Source organism: Sorangium sp. So ce327 (assembly GCF_051530205.1).
Taxonomy (GTDB): domain Bacteria; phylum Myxococcota_A; class Polyangia; order Polyangiales; family Polyangiaceae; genus Sorangium; species Sorangium cellulosum_B.
This window is the reverse complement of sequence record NZ_CP150330.1, coordinates 1,641,858-1,668,660: the sequence shown is the minus strand read 5'-3', so window position 1 is coordinate 1,668,660 and position 26,803 is coordinate 1,641,858. Positions and strand designations below refer to the sequence as shown.

Here is a 26,803-nt window from a genome sequence, read left to right as displayed (position 1 = left end):
TGGCCCGGATCTGTCGATCGGAAACCGAGTTTTGTCGACCGTCCGGCCTGCGATTGGGAGTAGAAGCAGGGGCATGGCCTTGGACGAAGCGTCGCGTGCCCGAATCGCGCCGTATGTGTCGAGCCCGACGGCCGACGTCTTCTCGCTGTCGGGTCTGCCGGAAGAAGTCATCGCCGTCCTGTTCGCGTACTACTCGCGCAGCCGGGACGATCTGCGCACCAACCTGGCGCGCCTGCTCGGCGACGAGGAGCTCGACGTCGCCCCGGAGGCCGATGGCCGGCCGCGCCGGGGCCTCGCGTTCGCGTCGGACAAGGCGCGGAGCTTCCACGAGAAATGGGTCGTGGGCTACGGCCACGCGTCGGTCGCCGAGCACGCCGTGGTGCACCTCGCGATCGAGAACGTCAGCATCGTCGCGTCCAAGGTGATCGAGGACCTGCGGCTCGGCTCGTACACGGAGAAGAGCACGCGCTACGTGGTCTTCGATCAGCACTCGTTCGTCGACCTGCCGGAGCTCGACGCCGAGCACGCCGCCAGATACAAGGCCTCGAGCGAGCGGCTCTTCGCGACCTACCTCGACCTCGTCCCCAGGGTGACCGAGCAGCTCGGCGCGCGCTCGCCGAAGCCCGAGAAGATGTCGGACGCCGCCTACAAGGGGGCGCTGCGCGCGCAGGCGTGCGATCTCCTGCGCGGCCTCCTGCCGGCGGGGACGCGGACGAACATCGGCCTCACCGCGAACGCGAGGGCGCTCGAGGTCCTGCTCACGAAGATGCTGTCGCATCCGCTCGAGGAGGTGCGCAGGGTCGCCCGCGACATGCACACGGCGGCGCTGGCCGTGACCCCGACCCTCGTGAAGTACGCCGCGCCGAACGAGCTCCGGCAGACGCTGCAGGCCTCCGTCGCCGCGGCGATGAAGCGGGTCTACACGCCGCCGGAGGAGGGCGTGAGCGCGACGATGGTGATCAACCAGCCTGTCCGGCTGGTGCGCTACGACAAGGACGCGCTGGAGCGCGTCGCGCTCGCGCTCGCGTACGACGGCAGCGATCCGGGCGTGCACGCCTACAACCTGGGCGACGCGCTCCACCGCGCGACGTTGCCGGAGCTCATCGGGATCGCGAAGGCCGCGTGCGAGAAGCGCGGCCCGTACGACGCGCCGCCGCGCGCGTTCGAGGCGTCGACGATGACCTTCGAGCTGATGCTCGACTACGGCGCCTACCGCGACCTGCAGCGCCACAGGATGCTGACGCCGGCGACGCAGCGGCTCACCTGCCGGCTCGGCTTCGAGACGCCGCAGGCCCTCTCGGATCTCGGCCACGCCGAGACGTATCAGGACGCGATGCTCGCCGCGCGCGACGTGTGGAACGCGATGGAGGAGCGCTACCCCCTCGAGGCGCAGTACGCGGTGCCGCTCGGCTTCCGCGTGAGGACCCTCTGGACGCTGAACCTGCGCGAGCTCTTCCACGTCATCGAGCTCCGCTCGGCGAAGCAGGGGCACACGAGCTACCGGCGCATGGCCCAGGGGCTCTACCGCACCGCGATCACGGTGCACCCCTGGCTGAAGGACCTGATCCGCGTCGATCTGAACGACTACGCGCTCGCGCGGAGCTGATCCGCCCCACGCGCCCCGCCTCGGCTACGCCGTCACCTCGGCTACGCCGTCGCCCTGGGTGCGCCGTCGATCTATAGGCGTGCCGCTTCGATGAGCTCTGTCGCGGCCCTGAGCGACGCGCCGGTGACCTTCGCCCCCGACAGCATCCGCGCCACCTCGGCGATGCGGTCCTTCTTGTCGACGCGCGTGACCGAGCTCTTGGCGATGCCGCCCGCGTTCTCCTTGGCGACGACGAAGTGAGCGCCGGCGAACGCCGCGATGGGCGCGAGGTGGGTGATGCAGAGCACCTGGTGGTGGCGCGCCACGTCGCCGATCGCGCGCCCGATCTTGTCGGCGACGGCGCCGCCGACGCCGCTGTCGACCTCGTCGAAGACGTAGAGCCCGGCGGGCCCGCACTCCGCGAGCACCCGCTTCAGGGCGAGCAGGGCGCGCGAGAGCTCGCCGCCCGAGGCGATGCGGCGCAGGGGGCGAGGCTCGATGCCCTTGTTGGGCGAGATGAGGAACTCGACGCGGTCGATCCCGTCCTGGCCGAGGCGGGCGCCGTCGACGACCAGCTCGGCGCGGTCGCCGCCGTGCGGCTCGATGTCCACGACGACCCGCGCCCCGCCCATGCCGAGATCGGCGAGCTCCGAGGAGATCGCGGCGCCGAGCTTCTCGCCGGCCTTCCGCCGCTTCGCCGAGAGCTTGCGGGCGCGCTCGGCGGCGACGGCGAGCAAGGCGTCGCGCCGCCGCTCGAGCTCCGCGACGTGGCTCTCGACCCCCGAGAGGCGCTCCAGCTCGGCCGCGAGGCGCGCCCGCGCGGCGAGCACGTCGTCGAGCGTCGGGCCGTGCTGCCGCAGCAGACCCTCGAGGCGGTACATGCGATCCTCGATCTCGGAGAGGCGATCCGGGTCGGCCTCCGCGCGCTCGGCGTAACGGGCGATCTGGCGGGCCGCCTCGCTGAGCTCCGTCCAGCAGCCGTCGACCGCGCGGGCGACATCGTCGAGCGCGGGATCGATCTCCGCCGCCGCCCGGAGCTCCGAGGCGAGGCGCGCGAGCTCGTCGCACATCGCGTCGTCCCCTTGATCGAGGCGGGACGCGGCGCGCCGCGTGATGTCGTGCAGGCGGCCCGCGTGGCGGAGCCGGTTGCGCTCGGCCGCGAGATCGGCGAGCTCGCCGGGGCGCGGCGACAGCGCGTCGATGGCCTGGAGCTGGAAGGAGAGGAACGCCTCGCGCTCGCCGCGGCCGCGCTCGAGCTCGCGGGCGGCCCTGAGCTCGGCGGTGAGCGCCTCGAGCGCGCTGACGTCCGCCGCGAGCTCGCTGCGCGCAGGCACGAGGCGGCCGAAGCGATCGAGGTAGCCGAGGTGCGTAGACGGATCGGTCAGCGCGACGCTCTCGTGCTGCGAGGCGACGTCGGCGAGCTCCGGGGCGAGCGCCTGGAGCTCGCCCGCGGTGCAGAGACGGCCGTTCAGGTAGGCGCGCGAGCGGCCTGTCGCCTGGACCACGCGGCGGACCACGAGCTCGCCCTCGCTCGCGATGCCGGCGGCGTCGAGCATCGCCATCGCGCGATCGGAGCCGCGCACGTCGAAGAGCGCCTCGATCTCCGCCTCGTCCGCGCCGGGGCGGACCTGCTCGGCGCTCGCGCGGCCGCCGAGGACCAGCGAGAGCGCGCCCACGACGATGGACTTGCCCGCGCCCGTCTCGCCGGTGAGCACGTTGAACCCGGGCTCGAGCCGGAGCTCGAGGGCGTCCATCAGGATGAAGTTCTTGACCCGAAGCGCGACCAGCACAGCGGCGGGAGGATAGAAAGCTTTCGACCCGTCGTCAGCGGATCTTCACCTGCTTCATGACGGTGACCGGAATTCCCTCGAAAGGCGGCACCGCGACGTCGCGGAATGCACCGGCGATGCACCCGGCGGTGGCGGTCCCGACCAGGTCGCCCCCCTCCACGCGTGCCGACATGGCCTTCCCCGTGGGGGCGAAGGTGACGGCCACGCGGGCCGTGCCGGTGAGGCCCTCGCCGGTGCACCCGGCGGCCGCCGCCGCCGCGGACGCGAGGACGGCGGACGCGGCGCTCTGATCGAAGCGCGCTGGCTCGTCCTTCGCCGGAAGGAGCGGCGCCGGCGGCGGCTGCTTGCCCGCTGGCTTGGCGCGCTCGGGCTCGCTCGGCGCCGCGGCCCGGGCAGGGCGCTCGGGTACATCAGGCTTCTGGCTGGCCTGCGGCGCGGCGGTCGCCGCCGGCGCGGCGGTGGCCGCCGGCGCGGCGGGCGCCGCTGCCGCGGGGCTCACCGCCGGCGCGGCGGTCGCTGCTGGCGCGGCGCTCGACGCCGGCGCGGCGGTCGGCTCGGGTGCGGCCCCAGGAGCAGCCCCTGTCTGCGCGGGCTGCGGCGGTGCCGCTGGCTCGCCGGCAGGGCTGGCGGAGGCGGCCAGCGCCTGCTCCGCAGGGCCGGGAGCGGCGGCCGGCGGCTCCGCGACCGGCTCGTCGTCCAGGGACGGCTCCCGGTCGGCGGTCTGGCCAGCGGGCGCCGCCGCGGCGGACGACGGAGGCGGCACCTCGGGCGGCGCCGCAACGAGCGCGCCGCTGCCTGCGGGCGCGCTCTGGGTCGCCACGGCGCTGGACGAGCGGCCGTGAGCCTGCGCGAGGTAGAGCGCAGCGCCGAACACGATGAAGACGACGGTCACCCAGCCGGCGAGCGCCATGTTCTGCCGCGACGCCGGCGTCGAGAGGGAGCGCAGCTTCTCGGACACGAGGGAGCCGGCCGTGATCGAGGTGCGCACCGGCGTCTCTTCCCCGGAGGACGTGTGTCCCTCGACGGCCAGGAGCTCGGGCTCGACGGGCTGCGAGGGGAACGAGGAGTCCGAGCTCCGCCCAGCGGCGGCGTCATCGAACAGCCCGCTGTTGATGCTCAGGATCTCGTGATCGGCCCGGTCCTCGTTGCGGCGCGCCTCGCCCTCCTCGCCGGGCGGCGGCGCCATGCTGCGCAGGTCGATCAGGCCCGAGGTCTCCTTGCGCTCGGCGCGCCCGCGAGGCTCGGTCTGGCCGGGCCCGCCGCCCGCCGCGTGGGGGGTCGAGCGCGGGGAGAGGTTCGTGAGCGCGAGCGGCTCGTGCGACGGCCGCTCGTCGCTCCCCTGATCCCGCGGCTCTCCCGCGGCGCCCTGCGCCTCGGCCGCCTTGGACCTGGCGCGGTCTCGCTGCTGCTCCTCGGCGACGCGCGGCGGGCCCGCGGCCGGCGACGGGGCGAGCGAACCCAGCAAGGCGAGGTCCGCCGGAGAGGCATCGGCGTGCTGCGCGGCGCTCGGACCGGACCGGGCGCGCCGCGCGGACGGCATGGGCTGCGGGGCGAGCGCCGCCATCGCCTGCACGTCCTGGAGCCGGAGCTCGGGCGACGAGCGGTGCGACGACGGCCGGCCCTCGTCGATGGACAGCGGCGCCGACGGTATCTCGGAGAGCGGCGCCGGCGGCATCTCCGACGGCGGCGCGACAGGCCGCGCGGAGCCGCCTGCGCGCGGGACAGCAGCGGCCCGGGGCCGCGCCACCGGCGCCGTGGTGCGCTGCTCGCGCCGCGCCGGCGGTCGCGCCGGGACCGGCGTGCGCGGGGTCGCGCGGGGCACGACCGCGGGTTCGAGCGCGGGCGCGGGCTGGCTCGCGCGCTCCTCCTCGACGGCGTGCGAGCCGAACGAGAGCGAGGGCGGCTCGACGCCCGGGGAGAGCATCTGCGCGAGGTCCTGGATCGAGACGGGATCCGAGTCGGCGGGAGGGAGCGCGGACGGGCTCCGAGCGGCCGGCGCCGCGCCGCCGCGGGGCGCGTCGTCCCAGGAGAGGCCGGCGAACGTCCGATGCCGCGCCGGGACCTCGCGCCGCCCCAGCCCGCCGTCCGGCGTCACGACGGCGTGCTCGAGCGAGGCCTCGGCCGCCGCGTAGAACGCATCCAGCGCCCTCGGGCTGGACTCAGGCGCGGCGTCCAGCTCCTGCTGCGCGATCCGCTCCGCGAGCGTGAGCCCTCGCCTGGTTCCGGCCGCCGCCGGCGCCGCGCGCCGCTCCGTGTCGCCTGCGGGCTCAAGCCGGTGCTGGATGCCAGCGCCCGGGAGCGTCGTCTCGGCGTCCAGCACATCGCTCGACAGCCCGGCCCCCCTCTCCGAGCGGCGCCCGGAGGAAGGCTTCGCGCGCTCCGGCTCGCTCGACGGCTCCCGCCGGTCGCGTCCGCTCGCGGAGCTCGGAACGCCCGAGGGGGAAGACCGTGGCTCACCCCTCTCGGAAGCGGACTGCTTGCTCTTCATGCGACACGTCTTGCAGACAAACGGCAAGGACGGACGCATCTCGCGTCCTACACCGATCTCCACGTAGGTCCTGCAGAGAGAGCAGGCGAGTTGCACCTTGAGAAGAGAATCGCGCAGCTCGCCAGCACGCGCAATCTTCTTCACAGGTGACCAGGGCGGTCGTCCTCGGGCTCGCCCGCTCCGCCCGGCTCCGGGCTGCGGGATTCCGCCGGATCCCGCTGGATTCGCCTAGGCGGAGGGCTCGCCGGCGGGCGCCGGCAGGGGCGCGGGCGGGCGCACCCAGCGTTGCTCCAACCAGTCCAGCGACACCGGCGCGCTCCGCAGCGCCGTGTCGACGGCGCGCGCGACCGGATCGGGGACGGGGGCTGACCCGGAAGCGCGGGTCGACAGGATCCAGTTCGACAGCTCGTAGTGGTGGAGGAGCGGCGCGAACCGGTGGGCGTCGAAGCCGGCGAGGATCTCCGCGGCGCGGCTCAGGCGATCGCAGCGCACGAGCGCCGTCGTGACGTCGAAGAGCAGGGCGCGGAGGTCCTCGAAGGCGCGCTCCGGGTTCCCGGCCACGCTCTCCAGGAGCGCCTCGAACCCGGCGTCGGAGAGGCCAGCCGCCTCGGCCGCCTCGGCCATCGCGGGCACCTGCGTGGCCAGGAAGTCGGAGCTGGGGGCATGCCCAAGGAGGCGCCCGACGAGGTACAGATCGAACGCGCTGGCGATGGCCTCGGCGAGCAGGAGCGACTCAGCGCTGGGCGGAGCGCCGGCGCCCGCGGCCGAGAGCGCGCGGTGGGCGAGGTGGTGCCACGCGACGTGCGCGACGACGTCGGCGGCGAGGTGGTCGCCGGCGATCAGGTCGCCTTGCTCGCTCTGGCTCCAGAACGTCAGGTTCAAGAAGACGACGCGATCCCAGCTCGTATCGCCCTCGGGCACGCGAAAGCGGTACCCGTCGCGCCGGAGTGCCTGCTTCAGATCGTCGTAGAGCGCGACGTGCCGGAAGGAGCGCTCGTCGTCGATGGTCAGCTCGTCCAGGGTCAAGGTTCGCAGCTTCACGCGGCGGACATTAGACCCGGAACGTTTCGTCAGCCACAGCGGAGGCCGGGGAAGGACAGCCCCGGCGGAGGCCTGGAAGAACCGGGCGGCGTCACGTGTTTTGTGCCGAGGGCGGGGTTTTCCCGACCAGGGCCGCAAGTTCTCGCCCCTGGCCGGGTGTTGCAAGCGCCGCCGGCTTAGGCATGATGCGCCCGTTCCTGCGCCAGCCGAGGAGGCACACCGAATGATTTCCGTCAGGTCTCTCTGTTCTATCGCGCTCGTGCTCGTCGCCAGCGGTGCCGCCGGCTGCAAGGAGGACCCGCCCCCTCCCCAGCCGGAGCCGGCAAGCTCCGCGGCGGCGAACACGAACAAGGGAAAGGCGAGCCTGCGGACGCCCGTGTCGCCGATGGCGAAGGTCGACCCGCAGTCGATGAAGGAGTACCGCGTCGACGTCTGCTACTTCGGGACGCTCTCGCTGAAGCAGGCCCGCGACGCGTACCTCGCGAGCCTCGGCAAGGATGAGCCCAGCGAGAAGAAGATCCCGAGCTTCGGCAACGACGATCAGGCGAAGGCCGGAGACGCCGCGAAGGGCGCGCTCCCCGCGAAGCCGCCCGCGCCCGGCGCCGCCGCCGCGCCGAAGACGGCCGGCCTGCCCGGCGCCGCCGCCGCGCCGGGCGGCACCAGCGCCCCCGCCGCCAAGGGCGCGCCGACCCCTCCTGGCAAGCCGGACGAGCGCCGGCCGATCAACTTCAGCGCGCGCGCGCCGCACGAGCGCAACGCGCGCGCCTGCACCGTCGCCCTCAGCCTCAAGGAGCCGGCCATGGCGGACGTCGACGGCGCGCTCGCCGAGTACGCGCCGTTCGCGACCGAGCTGGCGAAGAACATCGCCGCGGCGGCCAACTACTACCAGCGCGAGGAGTACAAGAAGGACAGCTTCGCGAAGGGCAAGGAGCTCCACGCGAAGCTCCTCGCCGACTTCCAGAAGCTCGACGCGCACTCCGACAAGCTCGGCCTCGCGGTGTCCGCGTGGCACTCATCGCACCTGCCCGACCTCGCGAAGGCGGAAGCGGGCCAGAAGGAGGCGATCACGGCCCTCGAGGACGCGCGCGCGCTCATGCTGATCCTCGCCAGCAAGAACGTCGATCCGGCGGCGGAGAAGGCCGCGCTCCAGAAGCTGGAGACGTCCGCGGCCGCGCTCAAGGCGTACGGCTCGACCCACCAGACCGACCCGTGGGCCAAGATCATGGAGCCCGCGCTCGCCGGCTTCATCCGCGACGTGAAGGCGGCCGAGCCCAAGCTGACGGACAAGGGGATCACCTCCCCTGCCCTGTTCCTGCCGGTCGTCACGAGCTTCGTGTCGGTGATCGAGGGGAAGCACCGCGCGCTCTCCCGCTCGCTCATGGCGAAGAGCCAGGCGGCGACGCGCGAGGCCGCCGGGACCGCGCAGCCGGCCGCGCCGGCCGCGCCGGCCGCCCCCGAGCCCGAGAAGGAGTGACCGCCCGGGCGGGCTCCCCGCGAGGGAGGCGCGCGCCGCCCACGTGCCGATCGCGCCGCGCCTCCGCCGGGGGCGCGGGCGCGGTCAGAACGGGCGGCCGGTCCGGCGGGCGATCGCGAGGCGGTAGAGGGCCTCGTACTGCCGCGCGGCTTGCGCCCAGCCGAAGTTCTTCTTCATCGCCCGCAGCTGCATCGACCGGAAGTAGGCCGGGTCGGCGCGGTAGAGGTGCACCGCCCACGCGACGGTGTTCCCGAGCGCGCTCGACGACATCTCCTCGAACTTGAAGCCCGTGACGTTGTTCTCGACCGTGTCGTCGAGGCCGCCGACGGCGCGCACGACCGGCAGCGTCCCGTAGCGCTGGCTGTACATCTGGTTCAACCCGCAGGGCTCGTAGCGCGACGGCATCAGGAAGAGGTCGGCGCCCGCCTCGATGCGGTGGGCGAGCCCCTCGTTCATGCCGACGTAGACGCGGAAGCGGTCGCTCGCGCCGGAGATCCGCGAGAAGAGGTCCTCGGCCCAGCGCTCGCCGGAGCCCAGGACGATGAGCTGGACGTCGAGCGAGAGGATGTGGTCGAGCGCGCCCGCGAGGATGTCGATCCCCTTCTGGGTCGCCAGGCGGCTGATGAGCCCGAGGAGCGGGACGTCGGGGCGCTCCTCGAGCCCCATCTCTCGCTGGAGCGCCGCCTTGCAGAGGCGCTTGCCGCCAAGATCCTCGGCGGAGAACGGCGCCGCGATGTGGGGATCGGTCGCGGGGTTCCAGATGGAATCGTCGATGCCGTTGAGGATCCCGATCACGTCGGTGCCGCGATCCCGCAGCACGCCGTCGAGCCCCTCGCCGCCCTCCCACGTCTGGATCTCCTGCGCGTACCTGGGGGAGACCGTGGAGACGAGCGTGGCGTTGTAGATGCCGCCCTTGAGCAGGTTGATGCTGTCGTACGCCTCGAGGCAGAACCTGTGGAACTGATCCCACCCGAGCCCGGTCGTGGGGAGCTGTCCCTTGTTGAACCAGCCCTGGTAGCCGAGGTTGTGGATCGTCAGCACGGACGCGGCGCGGGCGAGCGGCGACCGGTGCTCGAGGACGTTGAGGTAGAGCGGGACGAGCGCCGACTGCCAGTCGTGGACGTGGACGATGTCCGGCCAGAACTCGAGCGCGTGGCAGAGCTGCAGCGCGCCGCGAGACAGGAGCGCGTAGCGGGCGAGGTTGTCGCCGAACTCGCCGTGCGCGTCGCCGTAGATGCCGTCGCGATCGTAGAGCACGTCGTGCTCGAGCAGGTACACGCGGGGCGCAGGTGTGCCGGGCGCCCCGGGATCGAGGCGCGTCTCCCAGACGGCGGTCCACGCCTCGCCGCCGCCGAGGGGCACGCCGAGCGAGAGCGGCAGCCGGTGCGGCACGAAGCGCTCCGCCGGGGGCTCGCCGTCTCCGGCTTGGGTCGCGTCGGCCGACGGGGCGGCATCGGTCGCCGGGGCAGCGCCAGCCGACGGGGCGGTGTCGGCCGACGGGGCGGCGTCGGCCGCCGAGGCGGCGAGCCCGCTGCCGGCGGCCGCCGCGGCGACGGCCGGCGCGGCGACGGCCTCGCTGCCCGCCGGCTGCTGCTCGGTGAGCGCGATCTGGCGGGCGAGGTAGCGCTTGGCGACACGGTAGGCCGGCATCACGACGCGCACGTCGTGACCGGCCGCGGCGAGCGCGATCGGCAGCGCGCCCGCCACGTCGGCTAGACCACCTGTCTTGCTGAAGGGGACGCACTCGGACACCACGAAGAGAATTTTGAGGCGCGGCATGGACATGGGAAGGAGGGGGAGCGCGCCCCCGACTCAAGGCGAGCGCGTCGCGTTCCTTCTACCAGCTTCACGCGCGATCTTGACCACGCGATCGACAGAGCGCGCGAGACCGAGCGCCGACGTGTCCACCGCGAAGTCGGCCTGCTCATAGAGCGCGCGCCGCGCCTGGAAGAGCGCCCTGAGCTCCTTCATGGCGTCGGCCCGGTTGGCCATGGGCCGCGCGTCCCCCTGCTCGACCACGCGGCGCCAGTGGTCCTCGGGCGTCGCCCGGAGCCACACCGTCACCGCGCAGCGCCTCAGTCGCTCGAAGGTCGCCGGATCGGTCACCAGGCCGCCGCCCGTGGCCACGATCCCGTGGGCGCGCGCGCCTTCGAGCCGCGCGAGCTCCTCGCGCTCCAGCCGCCGGTAGTAGGCGTTTCCATGGATCTCGAACAGGGCGGCGAGGCTCATCCCCGCGCGCGCGGCCACGAGGGCGTCGAGCTCGAGGAAGGGCACGCCGAGCCGCGCCGCGGCGCGGCCGCCGATCGTTGTCTTGCCGGCCCCGCGCAGGCCGAGCAGCGCGACGAGGGGCTCGCCCGCCCCTCCCCCGTCCTCGCCGGCCGACCGGCCGCGCAGAGGCGCCTCCTCGCCGAGCTCGCCCGCCGAGAGCAGCGCGGCGGCCGAGGTGCCCAGCGCGCGGCCGATGTCCTCGAGCCGCACCACGGAGACGTTCGCCCGCCCGCTCTCGAGCAGCACAAGGAAGCGCTCGCTCACGCCGGCGAGCTCGGCGAGCTCCCGCAAGGTGAGCGCGAGCTCCGTCCGCCGCTGCCGGAGCCGACCGCCGAGGTGCGCGAGGATCGGCGGCGCGCCGTCCGCGACGCCCGCCGCGCCCGCCTCCGGCCCCTGGCCTGCGCGCGCCTTGCGCGATGTCTGACGGGACGCCATCTCGTCGATGCACTATATTTCATGACAGCCGGTCCAACAAGAACTATACTGCTTGACTGAACCCCGGCGCGGTGGTGGGCTCGTCGGGTATGGAAGCGACCACCTCTCCTCCTTCCGCGGCGCCGGCGCCGCAGACCAGGGCCCGGGAAGACGGCGCGTCCGGCGAGGACGCGCCCCTCCGCTTCGAGACGGAGCCGGGCCGCTACAGGCACTGGAAGCTCTCGTTCGAGGGGGCGATCGCGCGCGTGGCGATGGACGTCGACGAGGACGCGGCGGCGCGGCCCGGCTACCAGCTGAAGCTCAACAGCTACGACATCGCGGTCGACATCGAGCTCGCCGACATCGTGCAGCGGCTGCGCTTCGAGCACCCCGAGGTGAAGGCGGTCGTCGTGACGAGCGCGCAGCCGCGGATCTTCTGCGCCGGCGCGAACATCTACATGCTCGGGTCGTCGACGCACGCGTTCAAGGTCAACTTCTGCAAGTTCACGAACGAGACGCGCCTCGCGCTCGAGGAGGCGTGCTCCGAGAGCGGGCAGCGCTACCTCGCGGCGCTGAACGGCGTCGCCTCGGGCGGCGGCTACGAGCTCGCGCTCGCGTGCGAGGAGATCCTCCTCGCCGACGACGGGAGCAGCGCCGTCTCGTTCCCGGAGACGCCGCTGCTCGCCGTGCTCCCGGGGACCGGGGGGCTCACGCGGCTCGTGGACAAACGCAAGGTGCGGCGCGATCTCGCGGACGTGTTCTCGACGCTGGCCGAGGGGGTGCGCGGCAAGCGCGCGGAGCAGTGGGGCCTCGTCGATCGATCGATCCCGAAGAGCCGCTTCGAGCAGGCGGTGGCCCAGCGCGCCGCCGAGCTCGCGGCGGCGACGCCGGACAGGGCGGGGCCCGGGGTGAGGCTCTCGCCGCTCGAGGCGCGGCGCGCCACGGCGGGCGACGTGTCGACCTGCGACTACCGCCACGTGTCGATGAAGGTGGACCGCGCCGCGAGGACCGCGGAGATCCGCGTGCTCGGGCCGGAAGGCGAAGTGTCGACCGACGCCGCCGGGATGCGCCGGGCGGGCGCGGACCTGTGGGCGCTCCGCGCGTTCCGCGAGCTGGACGACGCGCTGCTCGACCTCCGCTTCAACCACCCGACGGTGGGCCTCGTGCTCCTGCGGACGTACGGCTCTCCCGCCGCGGTGCGGGCCGCGGACGAGGCGCTGTGGGCGAGCCGCGACGACTGGTTCGTGAAGGAGGTGCTGCTCCACATGCGGCGCGTGCTCAAGCGGCTCGACCTCACGGCGCGCAGCGTGTTCGCGCTGATCGAGCCGGGCTCCTGCTTCGCGGGGAGCCTGTTCGAGCTCGCCCTCGCGGCGGACCGCTCCTACATGCTGGACGGCGGAGGGGACGAGGGGCAGGCAGGGGCGCCCGCGTCGCCCGCGTCGCCCGCGTCCATTGCGCTGAGCTCGCTGAACTTCGGTCCGCTCGTCATGTCGAACGGCCTGACGCGGCTCGCGTCACGCTTCCTCGGCGCGCCGGAGCGCGTGGCCGCGCTGAAGGAGAAGACGGGCCTCCTGTCCGCCGAGGAGGCGCTGGACGAGGGCCTCTGCACCTTCGCGCCGGACGCGATGGACTGGGACGACGAGGTGCGGCTCGCGATCGAGGAGCGGGTGAGCCTGTCGCCCGACGCGCTCACCGGGATGGAGGCGAGCCTGCGCTTCTGCGGGCCCGAGACGATGGAGACGAAGATCTTTTCGCGGCTGTCGGCCTGGCAGAACTGGATCTTCCAGCGCCCCAACGCGGTGGGCCAGCGGGGCGCGCTGACGGTGTACGGGCGGCCGGAGCGCCCCGAATTCGACTGGAGGCGGACATGAGCGCGGTCGTCAACTCGGAGAGGATCCCGAACAACGTCGATCTCGCGTCGGACAGGAAGCTGCAGCGCGCCCTCGAGGCGTGGCAGCCGAAGTTCCTGGACTGGTGGCGGGAGGCGGGGCCCGAGGGCTTCCAGGCGGACGACATCTACCTGCGCACCGCGATCAGCGTCGATCACGAGGGGTGGGCGCATTTCGACTACGTGAAGATGCCGGAGTACCGCTGGGGCATCTTCCTCGCGGATCGGGTGGCGGACCGGACGATCGGCTTCGGCGACCACCTGGGCGAGCCGGCGTGGCAAGAGGTGCCGGGGGAGCTCCGGAACATGCTGCGGCGGCTGGTGGTGACGCAGGGAGACACCGAGCCCGCGAGCGTGGAGCAGCAGCGGCTGCTCGGCCAGAGCTGCCCGAGCGTCTACGACCTGCGGAACCTGTTCCAGGTGAACGTCGAGGAGGGGCGGCACCTCTGGGCGATGGTGTACCTCCTGCACAGCCACTTCGGCCGCGACGGCCGGGAGGAGGCGGAGGCGCTCCTGGAGCGGCGCAGCGGCGACCCGGACAAGCCGCGGATCCTGGGCGCCTTCAACGAGCCGTGCACGAACTGGCTCTCGTTCTTCATGTTCACCTACTTCACGGATCGCGACGGCAAGTACCAGCTGCTCGCGCTCGCGGAGAGCGGCTTCGATCCGCTGTCGCGCACGACGCGGTTCATGCTGACCGAGGAGGCGCACCACATGTTCGTCGGCGAGACGGGCCTGCTCCGCATCGTCGAGCGCACGTGCGAGCTGATGAAGCGCAACGCGAACGAGGACGCGCGCGCCGAGGGCGGCATCGATCTACCGACGATGCAGAAGTACCTGAACCTCTGGTACTCGCTGTCGCTGGACCTCTTCGGCGGGGAGATCTCGTCGAACGCGGCGTCGTTCTTCGCCTCGAGCGTGAAGGGCCGCGCGAAGGAGGCGTCGTACGACGACCACCGGGCGCTCGACGGCGTCTACGTGATCGATGTACCGCACGTGCCCGCCGCCGGGGGCGGCGCGGTGACCGGCTGGCGGCGCGAGGAGGTGCCGCTCAGGAACGCGATGAACGAGGTGCTGCGCGACGAGTACGTGGCCGACTCGCAGCGCGGGATCGACAAGATGAACCGGGTGATCGAGGCGTCCGGCGTGTCGTTCAAGCTGAGCCTGCCGAGCCGGCGCTTCCACCGGAGCTCGGGGATCTACGCGGGGCTCCACTTCGACGTCGACGGCAACCCCCTCTCGAAGGAGGCGTGGGAGCGCCGGCGCGACGCGTGGCTGCCGACCGCGAGCGACGAGGCCTACGTGCGGAGCCTGATGGAGAAGCCGGTGTTCGATCCGAAGCAGATGGCGAACTGGATCGCGGCGCCGACGAAGGGGCTCAAGGGCAAGCCCGTCGACTTCGAGTACGTGCGGCGCGGCTAGGGCGCGCCCGCGTCGGGCAAGGGCGCGCCCGCGTCAGGGGGAGGTGCGCCCCCGCCCGCGGGCGCCTTCTTCGGCGGGTCGCCGTGCTCGTCGGTGAGCTTCTTCACGAGCCCGTCGAGGAGCACCTGCTCGTGGTACTGCGGCATCGCCGGGAGCTGCACGGCGACGTGCACCCCGGCGCGGCCGTCCACGACCTCGATCGCCCCCTGCGTCACCCTGCCGCCGCTCTCCGGGCTCCGGTACTCGAAGAGCAGATAGCCATTGGAGACGTCCTTCTCGACGATCTTGAAGCCGAGATCGACGCGCACGAGGCGCAGCGCCGTGCCGAAGGTCTGCTCGAAGGTGTAAGGCGACTCATAGGCGACGCTGGCGCTGGCGTGCCGCTCGCCGAGGCCGCTCGCCACGGGGACGGCGAGCGCGATGAGGGCGACGAGCGCGATCGACGGGAGGCGGCGCATGACCGCGGCGTAGAGGGGCTGGCGAGGACGGGCCAAGTTCCTTGCTGCCGAGCGAGCGGCTATGCTGGCGTCAACCTCGATGGACCGACCCTACGTCGAGCAGCTCCGCATCCAGGGCTACGGCTGCGTCCAGGACGCGACCCTGGAGCTGACGCCGCTGCATGCGCTCATCGGGCCCAACGACAGCGGCAAGAGCACGGTGCTGCGGGCGCTCCGCACGCTCTCCTCCGTCCTCGAGCGGGCGCTCGGGGCGCCGTCGCTGGACACGCTCGGGCGCGCCGGCCCCACGAGCAGGGCCCCGGACGGCGCCGTCTTCGAGGTGTCGGCGGCGTGCACGACGTGGCGCGTGGAGCTCGACGCCGGGGGGCGAGTCCGGTCCATGTCGTTCCCCAGGGATCTCGAGCCCCCTTCCCTGCTCGACGACGCAGACGGGGACGACGACGCGGGCGGCGCGCCCAGCCCGGAGCGCCCTGCGCTGGACATCGTCCAGGCGCTGCGCGGGGCCCAGATGCTCCGCCTCGATCCCGACGCGCTGAGGGCCCCGCACCCGCTGATCCCCGACGGGCACCCGCTCTGCTTCGCCGACGAGCGCGGCACGGGCCTGCCGGCCGTCTACGACGCCGTCATCAGCCGCGACCTGTCAGCGTACGTCGATCTGAACCAGGAGCTCACCCGCCTGTTCCCCAGCGTGAAGAGCCTCCACCTCGCCAACCCGAGCTCCACGACGAAGGCCATCGGCGTGAAGCTCGAGGGCGGCGCCGTGGTGCCGGCGTCGCTGATGAGCGAGGGCATGCTGTACTACCTCGCCTTCGCGGCGCTGCCGCACCTCGATCCGACGCCCCTGCTCCTCGTCGAGGAGCCCGAGCACGGGCTGCACCCCTCGCGCATCGCCGATGTGATGCGCGCGCTGCGCCTCGTCTCCGAGAAGACCCAGGTCCTCCTCGCGACGCACAGCCCGCTCGTGGTGAACGAGCTGCAGCCGGAGGAGGTCACGGTCGTCACCCGCGCGGGCGAGCGGGGGATGAGGGCAACGCGCATCCTGGACACGCCGGGCTTCGAGGATCGGGCGAGGGTGTACGCGCTGGGGGAGCTCTGGCTGAGCTACGCCAACGGCGGGGACGAGGCGCCGCTCCTCGGCGGAGGGCCGCGGCCGTGATGAAGGCGCCCGATCGGATCCGGGTCTTCCTTGTCGGCGAGGGCGAGGGCGAGCTGGGCAGCCGCGCCGGAGCGCCCGCCTACCAGTCGGACAAGCACCCCGGCGTGCTCGTCACGCTGCTCTCCCGCGTCCAGCCGAGCGGATGGGTCGTCGGCGGCGCCCGCGAGTGGAAGAGCATCCGGAAGTACCAGGCGCGCGGCGCGGCCCACGAGGACACGCACCACGTGCTTGGCGCGGCGCTCGACGCGCAGGAGGCCGGGTGCGAGATCCTCGCGTTCGCCCGCGACATCGACCGCGATCCGGCGCGCCGCGAGGCGATCGCGGAGGGCATCCGGCGCGTCTCGTCGGCCCTGTCCTCGCCGCCCGACGTGATCGGCGGCGTGGCCGCGCCGGCGCTCGGAGGCTGGATCCTCGCGCTGCTCGGCGAGAAGGCGACCGAGGAGATGTCGCCCCTCAGGGCGCAGGCGATGCTCGCTGCGAAGGGCATGATGCCGGGCGACGGCGCCGCCATGGTGCGCGTCGCGGAGGACGCCGACCTCGACGCCGTCCCCCCGGACGCCACGTCGCTCGTCGAGTGGCTCTCTCGCGCGCGCGCGGTGCTGCCGCGGCGGGCAGGACGCGTCGTGAGGTGAGCGCTGACGCCCTCACGATGAAACAGCCATGGTCGGAAGGGGCTATCCCAGAAGTCGAAGCGCGCGAGCTGCTTCGGCGGCGACCCTTGCGCGTTTGTCCTTCACGAACGTCTCGATGAGAGGTCGATCCTGTTCGCGGCCGAACTCTGACAGGACCGCGAGCGCGCCGATGAGCTGCGCGGTTTGGCCGGCGGAGCTCGTGAGGAGACAAACCAGGAGCGGGGTCGACAGACTGGAGATATCGAAGGGGAGCAGCGAAGAGAACTCGGTGAGATCGAGACCGACGCTGGCGTAGGCTTCACGACTGCGCAGGATCCGGTCGAAGTAGCGAAAGGCGCGCGCCCCGTCCCCCTCGAGGCAGGCTCGCAGGGTCCGGGAGTGCGTGGCGTCGTCCAGAAGCGCATCCCGAACCAGCTTGTGAAGGTTGAGCATGCGTTTCGTTGGCCAATGAAGGAGAGCGGAGAGCGAGGGGCATCGCTGGCGGCCTGCCGCCCGCCTGCTGGCCTTCAATTCTCGGTCAGCGGCGGCGGCACTGCGGCGCCGCGGAGAGCGCTGCCCTCGCCGCCTCGCGCAGGCCGTGCGGCGTGTCCTTGTCGAGCAGCGGCTTGAGGCGCGCGGGCAGATCCGCCGGGTGCACCGATCCGAGCGCCGCGAGCGCCGCCGAGCCGAGCCGCTGATCGTGCTCGCCGATCGGCGCCTTCGCGCGGAGCGCGAGCCGCGTCCACAGATCGACCGAGCTCGCGTCGCACATCGCCCCGAGCGCGAGGATCGCCCGCGCGCGCACCTCGAGGTCCTCCTCCTTGTCCTCCGCCCGGTCGCGCACGGCCTCGATGTGCGCGGTCGCGCGGTGCGCGCCGAGGCCGTCGAGCGCGTGCCGGCGCACCTCGGGCGAGCTGTCGGCGAGCGCCCCGACGAGCGCCCGGTCGCCCGCCGCCGTCGCCGGCATCGCGCCGATCGCCAGCGCAGCGCCGCCCCGGATGAACGTCCACGGGTCCGAGGCGAGCCGCGCCGCGAGCGCCTCGGCCGCGCCGGCGGGCAGCTTCGCGCCGGCAGCGGCCGCGCGCGCGAGCGCCACGATCGCCGCCTCGCGCACGCGCGCGTCCGGATCGGAGGCCGCCGCGAGCAGGTCCTGCGCGAGCGACGGCACGTCCGCCGCGACCTCGGCCGCGCGGAGGCGCACGTGCGCGTCCGCGTCCTTCCGGAGCGACGCCCGGAGGTACGCCTCCGCCGGCGCCTCGCCCCCGCGCGCGAGCGCCGCGGCCGGCGCTTGCAGCAGGTAACGCCGCTCGAAGGGCGCGCCGCCCGCCGAAGCGAGCGCCTGGAACGCCGCGCCGCCGCCCTTCACCCGCCCGAGCGCCGGCCCGAGCGCGCGCAGCAGATCGAGCTGCGCGTCCTCCGGCCGGGCGCGGAGCCGCTCGATCTGCACCTCTTCCTCGACCACGGAAGCGGCCCGCTCGCTCCGCGCCGCCAGCGCGAGCGCGGCCCGGAGCTCCCTCCGCGCCGCGCCGCGCGCCCCGGCGAGGGCGTCGAGCAGCGCCGGGATCGCCTCGGCCGGCGCGACGAGCGCGAGCTCCCGGGCCGCCGCGACCCTGGCCGCGGCCGCGCCCGCCTTCACGATCTCCGCGAGCGCCGGCGCGGCCGCGCGCCCGCAACGGCGGATGCGATCGCGCGCGTGGTGGAGCTCCGGATCGAGCTCGGGCGGCGCAGCGCGAGCGGCGCGCCCCGGCGCGGCCGATGCAACCCCGGACGCGCGCCCCGCGGATGCCGCGCCGGGCGGGGGCTGCGCAGCCGATGCCGCGCCGGACGCCAGCCGCGCGGTGAGGAACGGGATCTGCATCGCGCAGGGCGCCGTGTCGATCACGCCCCGGGCGAGCTGCCTGCCCGCGAAATCGAGCCTGTCATAGCCGGCGATCGCCGCCTCGACCGCCTCCGGTCCGCCGCGCGCGAGCAGCGCCGCCGCCGCCCTGGATCGCTCGCCGCCGCCCGCGAGCGCGCCCACGAGCGCCGCCGGGCCCTGCCCGTCGAACGCCGTGCGCGCCGTGACCTCGGCGATCGTGACCCGCACCTCCGGCGCCGAGGGCGCGCCGCGGCCCCCCCCGGCCCCCGCCGGCGCGTACGCATCGTCGAGCACGACGGCGATGCACGAGGCCTTGATCTCCTCGGGGAGCTTCACCTCGTAGCCGGCGGACTCCTTGAGCCACGCGTCATCGGGCAGGCTCACCTGGAAGAGCCGGTCGGGCGTCGCCACGAAGAGCGTGCGCGGCGCGGCGCCGCCCTCGACGCCGTCGGGCGGCTTGATGCGCAGACCCAGGCCCGTGATCCCGACCTCGTCCGCCGACGAGAACGACACGAACTCGCCCCGGCCCGCGCCCGCCTTGCCCTCGGACCACGCGGTCTTCGGGTCGCCGTCGGCGATCTCCGCGAAGCGCTTGCCGACCGCGCTCGACGCGGCGGTCGGGCGCAGCAGCCGGAAGGCGGCCGCCGCCGCGTCGGCGTCACGGCGCTCGGCGACCACCTTGCCTGCGGCGCGCCGCTCCTCCGCCGAGAGGTTCTGGAAGCTGGCCCCTTTCAGGAGCGTCATGGTCCGGGGATCGACCTCGCTCGCGCCGACCAGCGCCGGCCGCCCGCAGAGGGTCACGTCGTCTCGCAGCTGCCCGACGAGCACACGGCTGCCGCTGCCGCCGATCGGCTCCACGACCACGGCGTCGCTCCGGCCCTCGCCGTGCTCCCCTGTGGCGACGCCGGTCCAGCCGCTCCAGAGCACGAGCGGCTCCGCCCCCTTCCCCGCGAGCGGCGCCGCGAGCAGCATCACCCAGCTGCCGCTCGCGCCTTCCGACGCGCCGGCGCCCGCCGGCTTTCCCCCGGCCGATACCTCAATCTTGGCGAGGCGCTTGCCGTCCGCCAGGGTGACCGGCACGACGCGCGCGCCGCCGAGCAGCGGCGCCACCTCGGACGGCACGGCGAGGACCTTGCCGCCGTCGGGCGCGCACGCAGCCGCAGCAGGACAGGCGCGGGCAGTGACCCCGCCCGGATCGATGCGGACAGCGAGCGCCTGCTGGCCCGCCGCGTGAGGGAGCACCACGGGCGCGGCCTGCGCGGCGGCGCTGCCACCGACGGCCGCGGAGGCTGCGATCACCCCGGCCGCCGCGCCAAGGCGAGGCCGCCGGAAACGAAACGGCGAGCTGGACATGCGCGCCATCCTAGTCGCCCGGCGCGGCGAAACCGCTCGAGAGTTGATCGAGAGTTGACGCCTCGAGCACAGCGCCGCTCCCCCCGGACCGGCGCTGCGGCGCGTCGTCCAGGCGGGCCCGCCGCGCACAGCGGGCCCGCGCGCCCTCGCTACTTCGGCGTCTCCGTGGCGGGGATCCAGAAGCCGCCCTCGTCCGGCGGCGTCATCCCGAGCGCCTTCGGGAGCACGTTGGTCCAGCCCGCCACCGTCTCGAGCAGGTAGATCTCCGCGCCGGCCTCGATCTCGCCGATCGGCTTCTCCTTCTCGTCGCGCCGCGCGCGGACCGGGATCGCCCTCGTCGCCTTCACGATCGGCGGCGCCTTGTCGAGCGCGAGCTGCGCGCCGGCCACCGCGGTCGTCGGCGGGATGTACTGGTCCATCATCTCGCCCTTCTTCAGCGGCTCGAGATCCTTGAGGCGCGCCCAGGCGTCGATCGTGAGGTCGCCCCGAGACATCAGGTGGACGAAGCCGGACTTCGCCTCGGTGCTCCAGAAGAGCTGGGCCGTCCCCTCCAGCATCCTCAGCGTGAAGATCACGTCGCCGTCCGGACGATCGAAGAGCTCGATCGTCGACGTCTTCATCAGGTACCCGCGGGCGCTGCCGGGGATCTCCATCTTCGTGGAGACGCCGCGCTGCAGCGCGAAGGCGTCGCAGGGGGCCGAGGCCTTCGCTGTCTGCCGTTCGGACCCGGAGATCGAGAGCTCCGCGCGCAGCGAGTCGCCCGTGGCCGCGACGAGCTTCACCTTCTGCGCGCTCGAGATCCACACGTGCCCGGCGATGACCGGGATGTCGCGCGTCGTGAACACCGCGACGTCCGAGGGCGCGATGTAGCCGTCGATCCGCAGCGCGGGCGAGCTGTCCGACGTGCTCAGCCGCGCGCGGCCCGCCGCCGGATCCGCCGGGATCGCGCTCAGCGTCATCGGGACCAGCGCGCCGGTGAAGCTCGCGACCGTCCTGCCGCCGCTCGGCGCGTCATGCAGCCGGGCGCCCTTGGGCACCGGCGCCGTCCCCTTCAGCTTGCACGCCGGCCCCGACACCGCCTGGCCGACCGTCGCGGTCGCCTGCGCGGCCGCCCCCGTCACCTGCGCGGCCGACACCACCACCTGGGCGGGCTCTGCCTTCGCCTCGGAGACGGCCGGCGTGCCCGGGAGCCCCACGCAGAGCACCCCCCCAAGAGCCAGAAGACCGAGTCCCAGAACGTCGCTTCTCATCCACTTCCTCCGACACAGGCCGGCAGCCCCGCTCGCGCGGCGAGCCCGAGCGCGGTCCCCAGCTGTCGAGTCTCCCTGGAACCGCCGGCCTGCTCTGCGCGGCGGCGCACTCACTGCGGGGCCGCCCGGCACGCCGAGCCGCCCCTGCCGTTGGTCGGATCATCCTAGCGGAACATTCAGGCCTCGCCCGAGAAAGGTCCTCCACCGCAGCGCTTCGACCGTTTCGGGTGTATGGAGCAGGGCGCCCGCCGCGGCACGCGCCGGGTCGCCCGGCTGGACGGTACCTGCCTCTCCGGGAAGCCACGCCATGCACGGATTCGATCTCGCCTTCGCCTCCCCTCGCAAGCTCCCCCGCGCCCGCGATCTGCGCGGCAACGTCGCCGTTCTCGACATCGCCTTCGCTTCGGAGGCGGGGGGCAAGAGCTTCGAGACGGTCACGCTCCCCCTCATCCAGGACCTCGGGCCGCGGCTCGCCGCCTGGGTCGACCACCACGACAGCGCCCACCACGCGCGCTTCGCCGGCGACCCCCGCTTCGTCCTGTCGACCAAGGCCGAGCACGGCGCCTGCCCCGAGATGATCACGCCGGAGCTCGTCGCCCGCGCCGGGCGCGTCGACACCCTCGTCTGCCACGTCGACTTCGACGGCCTCGCCAGCGGCGCGAAGTGGATGCGCGGCGGCGTCGAGCCCTACCCCGGCTGCGACGACGACGCCCGCGCCATCGACACCCGCATCGGCGTCCCGGGCCCGGCCGCCACCCGCATGGACCGCGCGCTCCGCGCCCGCCCCCGCGATCAGGCCCTCTTCGGCCTCATCGTCCGGCACCTCGCGTCAGGCCTCTCCGATCCGTCGCTCTGGACTCCCATCGACCAGGCCGGCGCCGAGCTCGCCACCATGGAAGCCGAGACCCGCCGGATCGCGCTCCGCTACGAGCGCGTCGAGCCGGGCCTCGTCCTCGTCGACGCCTCCCAGCGGGGCGGGGCCTACGACAAGACCCTGCTCCTCCTCATCGGGCAGGAGCGCGCGCCCATCTCCGTCGTCGTCGACAACGACAGCATCACCTTCGCTGCCCGGTTCGACAGCGGGGTGAACTTCCTCGAGACGTTCAAGATCTCCGGAGGGATGCCGACCCGCATCTCCCTCCAGCGCTCCCGGCTCCAGGAGGCGCTCGTGGCCCTCGGGGTCAAGTCGACCGACGCGAGCCGGCTCGCCGCGACCCCCTGAGCCCCTCCTCACCGCGATCCCGCCGACATCGTTGACGCTGTAAGCCTCGACTGCTAGGGGGGGCATTGCAGATCTGCAATTTGCAATTCTGCAATAGACATCTGATCCGAGGCTTCACGCCTGCGTCGAGCGCGAGGGGGTATGGCAGCGACAAACTTGTCTTCGACGGCGAGCAGCGGTGTCGACGAGCTCCTGTTCCGGAACGACTCCGTCTCGCTCTGTCTCCTGGTCAATCGGCGGCACCGGACGCTCCGCATCGTCGACTTCCGCGCGGGACCCACGCCGTCCAAGCGGAGCTTCGTCCTGTCGACCGCCAAGCGCGAGGGGGTCGAGAAGATCTTCACGCTCGTCGAGCGCGACGAGGTGCCGACGTGGACCCGCCTCGGGTTCACGCGGGAGGGGTCGATCCCCGGCTTTTACAAGCGCAGCGACGCCTGGATCCTCGGGGCGGTCGTGTCCGAGATGACGTCGCGGCTGCGCACGAGCGGCGACGGCGAGGAGGGCGGCGAGGGCGACGACGTCGCGGCCTCTCCGGCGGTCCTGCTCGCGGAGCGCACGATCGCCCGCGCGAGGCGGCTGCTCCGGGAGGCCGAGGGGCGGCCGCTGCCCGCGATCAAGATCGCGCCCGCGAGCGGCGTCGAGCTGCGGCGCGCGGTCGCGGCCGCGCAGCGGGCGGGGCGGGCGCTGACGGGCTTCGAGCCGTTCGGGCGCGACGCGGTGCGGACGGGCTACGTGCTGTCCGCGCGGGGCGGCTTCACGCTGCACGCCGCGTGGGAGATGCAGTCGTGCTTCGGCAACTCGTTCCTGGAGCTCCTGTGCCCGCCGCGCCACGAGGCGGAGCGGCTCGCGACGACGGCCGCGATCGGCGCGCTCTGCGAGCGCCTCGTCGAGGAGAAGGCCGTGAGCACGTTCACCTTCGCCCCCGCGGACGACCAGGAGCTCTGCGCCGCCCTCCTCGCGAACGGCTTCCGCCGCTCGGCGGTGCTGGCGCGGCACCTCGTCGTCGGCCGCGCCCGCAAGGACGCCATCCTCTGGGCGAAGAAGCTCGTCGCGCCCGAGGCCTGAGCCGCCGGCCCGCGAGGGCAGGGGCGAGGGTTACGGCGCGATCTTCTGCAACGGCGGTGCGCACCTGCGCCCCGCGACGATTCATGGGCGCGGCCGCGCCCGCCTCACACCCCGAGGTTGCGCGGGATGCGCACCGCCGGGTCCTCGAGGTCGGGGACGAACGCCGTCCCGGTGATCCGCTCGAACGCCTCGATGTAGCGGCGGGACGCCTCGATCCGGACCTCGTCCGGGATCGCGGGGATCGGCCCGTCGCCCTGGAAGCCGCGCGCGGCGAGCCAGCGGCGCACGTACTCCTTGTCGAACGACTCCGGGTCCTCGCCGGCCGCGAAGCGCTCGCCGTAGGACGAGGCGAACCAGAAGCGGGACGAGTCGGGGGTGTGGATCTCGTCGATGACGACGATGTTGCCGTCCCGGTCCTTGCCGAACTCGTACTTGGTGTCGACGAGGATGAGCCCCTGCTCCGCGCACGCGCGGGCGCCGTGCTCGAAGAGCGCGAGGGCCATCTCGGCGGCGGCGTCGAAGTCGCGCGGCGCGATCGTGCCGAGGGCGAGGATCTCCTCGCGCGAGGCGGAGAGATCGTGCCCGCCCTTCGGCGCCTTGGTGCTCGGCGTCAGGATGGGCCGCGGCAGCCGCTCGTTCTTGCGGAGGCCCTCGGGGAGCCGGTGGCCGCAGAAGACGCGCTCGCCGCGCGCGTAGTGCGTCCAGATGCTTGTCGAGGTCACGCCCGTCACGTAGGCGCGCACGACCATCTCGACCGGCAGGGGCGTGCACTCGATCGCCTCGAGGACGTTCGGGTCGGGCTGGGAGATCATGTGGTTCGGGGCGACGCTCCGCGTGCGCTCGAACCAGAAGGCGGACAGGCGGTTCAGCACCTGGCCCTTCAGCGGCAGCGTGCCGAGCACGCGATCGAAGGCGCTGATGCGGTCGGTGACGACGAGCAGGCGGCGGCCGTCCGGCGTCGTGTAGCAGTCCCGCACCTTGCCCTCGTAGCGGGCGAAGGGGCCCGCGAGCGAGGTGCGCTCGAGCACCCTGCCGAGCGCGGTGCGCAGATCGTCCTCGGTGACCATGGGGCGCGGCTTACCCGGGCTCGCGGGCCGAGTCGACAGGTTTCGAAGGCGCCGGCCGAGTTCACTCCCCCGCGCCCGCCCTGGAGCCCCGTTGGTCTCCGGCCGGGGGGGTGGTAATAGGGCCGCCCATGGCAAACCGAAGAAAGATCGCCCTAATCGGCGCCGGCAACATCGGCGGGGAGCTCGCGGCCCTCATCGCGCGCAAGGAGCTCGGGGACGTCGTGCTGTTCGACATCCCCCAGAAGACGGACTTCGCGAAAGGCAAGGCGCTCGACCTCGAGCAGAACGGCGCCGTGCTGGGCTACGACGCCTCGATCAAGGGCACCTCGAGCTGGGCCGACTGTGCAGGGGCCGACGTCCTCATCGTCACGGCCGGCATCCCGCGCAAGCCGGGCCAGAGCCGTGACGACCTGGTCGCGACGAACCTGCCGATCATCCGCAGCGTGGCCGACGGCGCGAAGGAGCACTGCCCGAACGCGCTGGTGATCGTCATCTCGAACCCGATCGACGCCATGGTCTACGAGTTCAAGCGCCGCACCGGCTTCCCGCGCGAGCGCGTGCTCGGCATGGCGGGCGTGCTCGACAGCGCGCGCTTCCAGCTGTTCCTGGCGCGCGAGGCGAACGTGTCCGTGAAGGACGTGCGCGCGATGGTCCTCGGCGGCCACGGCGATGACATGGTGCCCATCCCGTCGGCGTGCACGATCAACGGCGTGCGCGCGACCGAGCTCATCAGCAAGGAGAAGCTCGACGCGCTCATCGCGAGGACCCGCAAGGGCGGCGGCGAGATCGTCCAGCTCATGGGGACGAGCGCCTACTACGCGCCCGCCTCGAGCGCCGTCGCGATGGCCGAGAGCTACCTGCTCGACCAGAAGCGGCTGCTCCCCGTCGCGGCCTACCTGGACGGCGAGTACGGCTACAAGGACATCTTCATGGGCGTGCCGGTCATCCTCGGCGGCAAGGGCATCGAGAAGATCGTCGAGCTGCCGCTGACCGCAGAAGAGAAGGAGATGCTCGCGAAGAGCGCGAAGAGCGTGCAGGGCATCACCGACGTGGTGAAGGCCTCGAGCTAGCGCCGGTCGCGCGGCGCGCCGCGCGTCACGAAGGGCACGCGCGCCAGGAGCGGGAGGGAGAGGAGAGAGCGAAGGGCTCTCCCTCTCCCTCGGCGCTTCAGCGGCTCACATCGCACCGCCGTAGAGGCCATCCAGCACGGCCGTCAGCTCGCGCCGGGAATCGCGGGCGAGCTCGCCTGCGCTCGCGCCGCCCGCCGGCATCTCGGTAGCCGCGACGCCTTCCCCTGCGGCGATGTCGCTGATGCGCTGGCAGATCAGGTTCATCATCTGCCAGCCCTCGGTGAGCGCGCCCCGCAGCGGGCCGAGTTCCAGGCCGGGGAAGCCCTTCAGAAGGCTGTGCCCGAGCTTGAAGTGCTCGGCGTCCACCTCGGCGTGCGTCGCGAAGTAGTCCGAGTCGGGGAAGATCTGCTGGGCCGCCGTGAGGAGGATGTCGGCGCAGCGCTCGATGACGAAGTGGACGAGGACCGTCCGCTCCTCGGTGGACGCCGAGCCCATCCGCTCGATGAACCACGACGACGCCGCGGCGATGCCGCGGTCCCAGGACGGCGAGCTCCGCGGGTCGTGCATCCTGGAGAGCCTCCGGTTGTGCCCGACCTCGTCGGCGAGGTGGCGCTCGGCGATCGCGATGGCCCCGGGGTGCGACTCGAAGACGACCCTGGCGCACAGGACCTTCTGGAACGCGTTCGACCAGATCTGGAGCGCCCCGAGCATCCGCCGCTTCACGTCGTCCCGGAGGGCGCGCTCGGACCGGATGAGCTGCATCAAGGGGCTGCCCGCGAACTCCCGCGCGTGGACCTCGTTCTCCTCGACGAGGAGATCCACGGGGGACACGGCGCGATCCGGGGACGCCTCGTCCGCGCTGTCCTCCCGCCCGAGCGCCGCGCACAGACACGGCGTGTCCCAGCGAGGCTCGCTTTCGTCGAGCTCCTCGAGATGGATGGATATCGCGGAGAGCCCGCCCGGCGCGCCGCCCACGAGCCCCTGCAGCCCGCCGGGAGGGACCATCACGACGTCTCCCGCCTGGACGCTGCATGGCGAGTCCCCGATGACCTCGCCCGAGCCTTCGGTCACGACGATCATGCCTTTGCCGAGGAGCGCACGAGGCCTGAGCGGCTGGCCTTCGAGCAGGCGTACCCATCGCAAGGACAGGTGGCAGACTTCAGGCAGGTAAGCCGAGAGCTCCGAATGTTTCCGGAGTTCCTTGAACAGCCCCAGCAGGGTGCGCTCATCCGCCTTGAGAGACTCGATCGCGAGGATGTCGGCTGTGTTGACTACGCGCATCTACACGGTCCTCCGGGTCGACATGATGGTGCGTCGACTCTG

20 protein-coding genes are annotated in these 26,803 nt (G+C 73.1%); 9 read left to right on the top strand and 11 right to left on the bottom strand.

Annotated elements, in window-relative coordinates; all coding sequences use genetic code 11:
* The first annotated feature begins 73 nt into the window (after positions 1–73).
* Entirely contained in the window at positions 74–1,606 is a 1,533-nt protein-coding gene (locus WME95_RS06180; protein WP_437907501.1) for an FAD-dependent thymidylate synthase, read from the top strand.
* A 71-nt stretch (positions 1,607–1,677) separates the two neighbouring features.
* Here the strand turns inward: WME95_RS06180 and recN are convergent, their stop codons facing one another.
* The 3 genes from recN to WME95_RS06165 all read right to left on the bottom strand — a co-directional run bounded on the left by recN (position 1,678) and on the right by WME95_RS06165 (position 6,904).
* Complete coding sequence (recN, locus tag WME95_RS06175) at positions 1,678–3,375, bottom strand: DNA repair protein RecN (protein ID WP_012233701.1); 1,698 nt, start codon at positions 3,373–3,375, stop codon at positions 1,678–1,680.
* A 34-nt stretch (positions 3,376–3,409) separates the two neighbouring features.
* Positions 3,410–5,863 (bottom strand): hypothetical protein, encoded by a 2,454-nt coding sequence (locus WME95_RS06170; RefSeq protein WP_437907500.1) that lies wholly within the window; start codon positions 5,861–5,863, stop codon positions 3,410–3,412.
* Between the two features lie 228 nt (positions 5,864–6,091).
* Positions 6,092–6,904, bottom strand: a complete 813-nt coding sequence (locus WME95_RS06165) for a hypothetical protein (RefSeq protein WP_437907499.1) — start codon at positions 6,902–6,904, stop codon at positions 6,092–6,094.
* 223 nt (positions 6,905–7,127) lie between these two features.
* On the opposite strand from WME95_RS06165, the gene WME95_RS06160 reads away from it, so the two are divergent.
* Entirely contained in the window at positions 7,128–8,378 is a 1,251-nt protein-coding gene (locus WME95_RS06160; protein WP_437907498.1) for a DUF3829 domain-containing protein, read from the top strand.
* A gap of 84 nt (positions 8,379–8,462) precedes the next feature.
* Here the strand turns inward: WME95_RS06160 and WME95_RS06155 are convergent, their stop codons facing one another.
* Positions 8,463–10,157 carry a glycogen synthase gene (locus WME95_RS06155; protein ID WP_437907497.1) on the bottom strand — a complete coding sequence of 565 codons (1,695 nt, stop codon included), beginning with the start codon at positions 10,155–10,157 and terminating at the stop codon, positions 8,463–8,465.
* Between the two features lie 33 nt (positions 10,158–10,190).
* On the bottom strand, positions 10,191–11,081 hold the full coding sequence (locus WME95_RS06150; protein WP_437907496.1) for a helix-turn-helix transcriptional regulator: 891 nt from the start codon (positions 11,079–11,081) through the stop codon (positions 10,191–10,193).
* Positions 11,082–11,170: 89 nt separating this feature from the next.
* On the opposite strand from WME95_RS06150, the gene boxC reads away from it, so the two are divergent.
* Positions 11,171–12,931, top strand: coding sequence for a 2,3-epoxybenzoyl-CoA dihydrolase (boxC, locus tag WME95_RS06145; RefSeq protein ID WP_437907495.1), 1,761 nt, complete (start codon positions 11,171–11,173; stop codon positions 12,929–12,931).
* Positions 12,928–14,370 carry a benzoyl-CoA 2,3-epoxidase subunit BoxB gene (boxB, locus tag WME95_RS06140; RefSeq protein ID WP_437907494.1) on the top strand — a complete coding sequence of 481 codons (1,443 nt, stop codon included), beginning with the start codon at positions 12,928–12,930 and terminating at the stop codon, positions 14,368–14,370. The genes boxC and boxB overlap by 4 nt, the downstream gene beginning before the upstream one ends.
* On the opposite strand, the gene WME95_RS06135 is transcribed toward boxB, so the two are convergent.
* Complete coding sequence (locus WME95_RS06135; RefSeq protein ID WP_437907493.1) at positions 14,367–14,864, bottom strand: hypothetical protein; 498 nt, start codon at positions 14,862–14,864, stop codon at positions 14,367–14,369. The two genes, boxB and WME95_RS06135, sit on opposite strands and share 4 nt — an antisense overlap.
* A gap of 43 nt (positions 14,865–14,907) precedes the next feature.
* Here WME95_RS06135 and WME95_RS06130 point away from each other — a divergent pair, with 43 nt between their 5' ends.
* Together WME95_RS06130 and WME95_RS06125 are read left to right on the top strand one after the other, a co-directional pair.
* Positions 14,908–15,984, top strand: a complete 1,077-nt coding sequence (locus WME95_RS06130; protein ID WP_437907492.1) for an AAA family ATPase — start codon at positions 14,908–14,910, stop codon at positions 15,982–15,984.
* The gene (locus WME95_RS06125) at positions 15,984–16,616 is read left to right on the top strand and encodes a hypothetical protein (protein WP_437907491.1); all 633 of its coding nucleotides are present in this window, start codon (positions 15,984–15,986) and stop codon (positions 16,614–16,616) included. The genes WME95_RS06130 and WME95_RS06125 overlap by 1 nt, the downstream gene beginning before the upstream one ends.
* Before the next feature lie 42 nt (positions 16,617–16,658).
* On the opposite strand, the gene WME95_RS06120 is transcribed toward WME95_RS06125, so the two are convergent.
* The 3 genes from WME95_RS06120 to WME95_RS06110 all read right to left on the bottom strand — a co-directional run bounded on the left by WME95_RS06120 (position 16,659) and on the right by WME95_RS06110 (position 21,056).
* Positions 16,659–17,048, bottom strand: coding sequence for a hypothetical protein (locus tag WME95_RS06120; protein WP_437907490.1), 390 nt, complete (start codon positions 17,046–17,048; stop codon positions 16,659–16,661).
* Between the two features lie 85 nt (positions 17,049–17,133).
* Positions 17,134–19,806: a HEAT repeat domain-containing protein gene (locus WME95_RS06115; protein ID WP_437907489.1), complete on the bottom strand. Its 2,673-nt coding sequence runs from the start codon at positions 19,804–19,806 to the stop codon at positions 17,134–17,136.
* A 149-nt stretch (positions 19,807–19,955) separates the two neighbouring features.
* Positions 19,956–21,056 carry a hypothetical protein gene (locus tag WME95_RS06110; RefSeq protein WP_437907488.1) on the bottom strand — a complete coding sequence of 367 codons (1,101 nt, stop codon included), beginning with the start codon at positions 21,054–21,056 and terminating at the stop codon, positions 19,956–19,958.
* A gap of 307 nt (positions 21,057–21,363) precedes the next feature.
* Here WME95_RS06110 and WME95_RS06105 point away from each other — a divergent pair, with 307 nt between their 5' ends.
* Positions 21,364–22,278: a hypothetical protein gene (locus tag WME95_RS06105; RefSeq protein ID WP_437907487.1), complete on the top strand. Its 915-nt coding sequence runs from the start codon at positions 21,364–21,366 to the stop codon at positions 22,276–22,278.
* A 141-nt stretch (positions 22,279–22,419) separates the two neighbouring features.
* Positions 22,420–23,343, top strand: coding sequence for a hypothetical protein (locus tag WME95_RS06100; RefSeq protein ID WP_437907486.1), 924 nt, complete (start codon positions 22,420–22,422; stop codon positions 23,341–23,343).
* A gap of 104 nt (positions 23,344–23,447) precedes the next feature.
* Here the strand turns inward: WME95_RS06100 and WME95_RS06095 are convergent, their stop codons facing one another.
* Positions 23,448–24,410, bottom strand: coding sequence for a phosphoribosylaminoimidazolesuccinocarboxamide synthase (locus WME95_RS06095; RefSeq protein ID WP_437907485.1), 963 nt, complete (start codon positions 24,408–24,410; stop codon positions 23,448–23,450).
* A gap of 128 nt (positions 24,411–24,538) precedes the next feature.
* On the opposite strand from WME95_RS06095, the gene mdh reads away from it, so the two are divergent.
* A complete protein-coding gene (gene mdh / locus WME95_RS06090) occupies positions 24,539–25,480 on the top strand; it encodes a malate dehydrogenase (RefSeq protein ID WP_012233684.1) in 942 nt (313 codons plus the stop codon).
* A 105-nt stretch (positions 25,481–25,585) separates the two neighbouring features.
* On the opposite strand, the gene WME95_RS06085 is transcribed toward mdh, so the two are convergent.
* Positions 25,586–26,761, bottom strand: a complete 1,176-nt coding sequence (locus tag WME95_RS06085) for a hypothetical protein (RefSeq protein WP_437907484.1) — start codon at positions 26,759–26,761, stop codon at positions 25,586–25,588.
* Positions 26,762–26,803 lie beyond the last annotated feature (42 nt).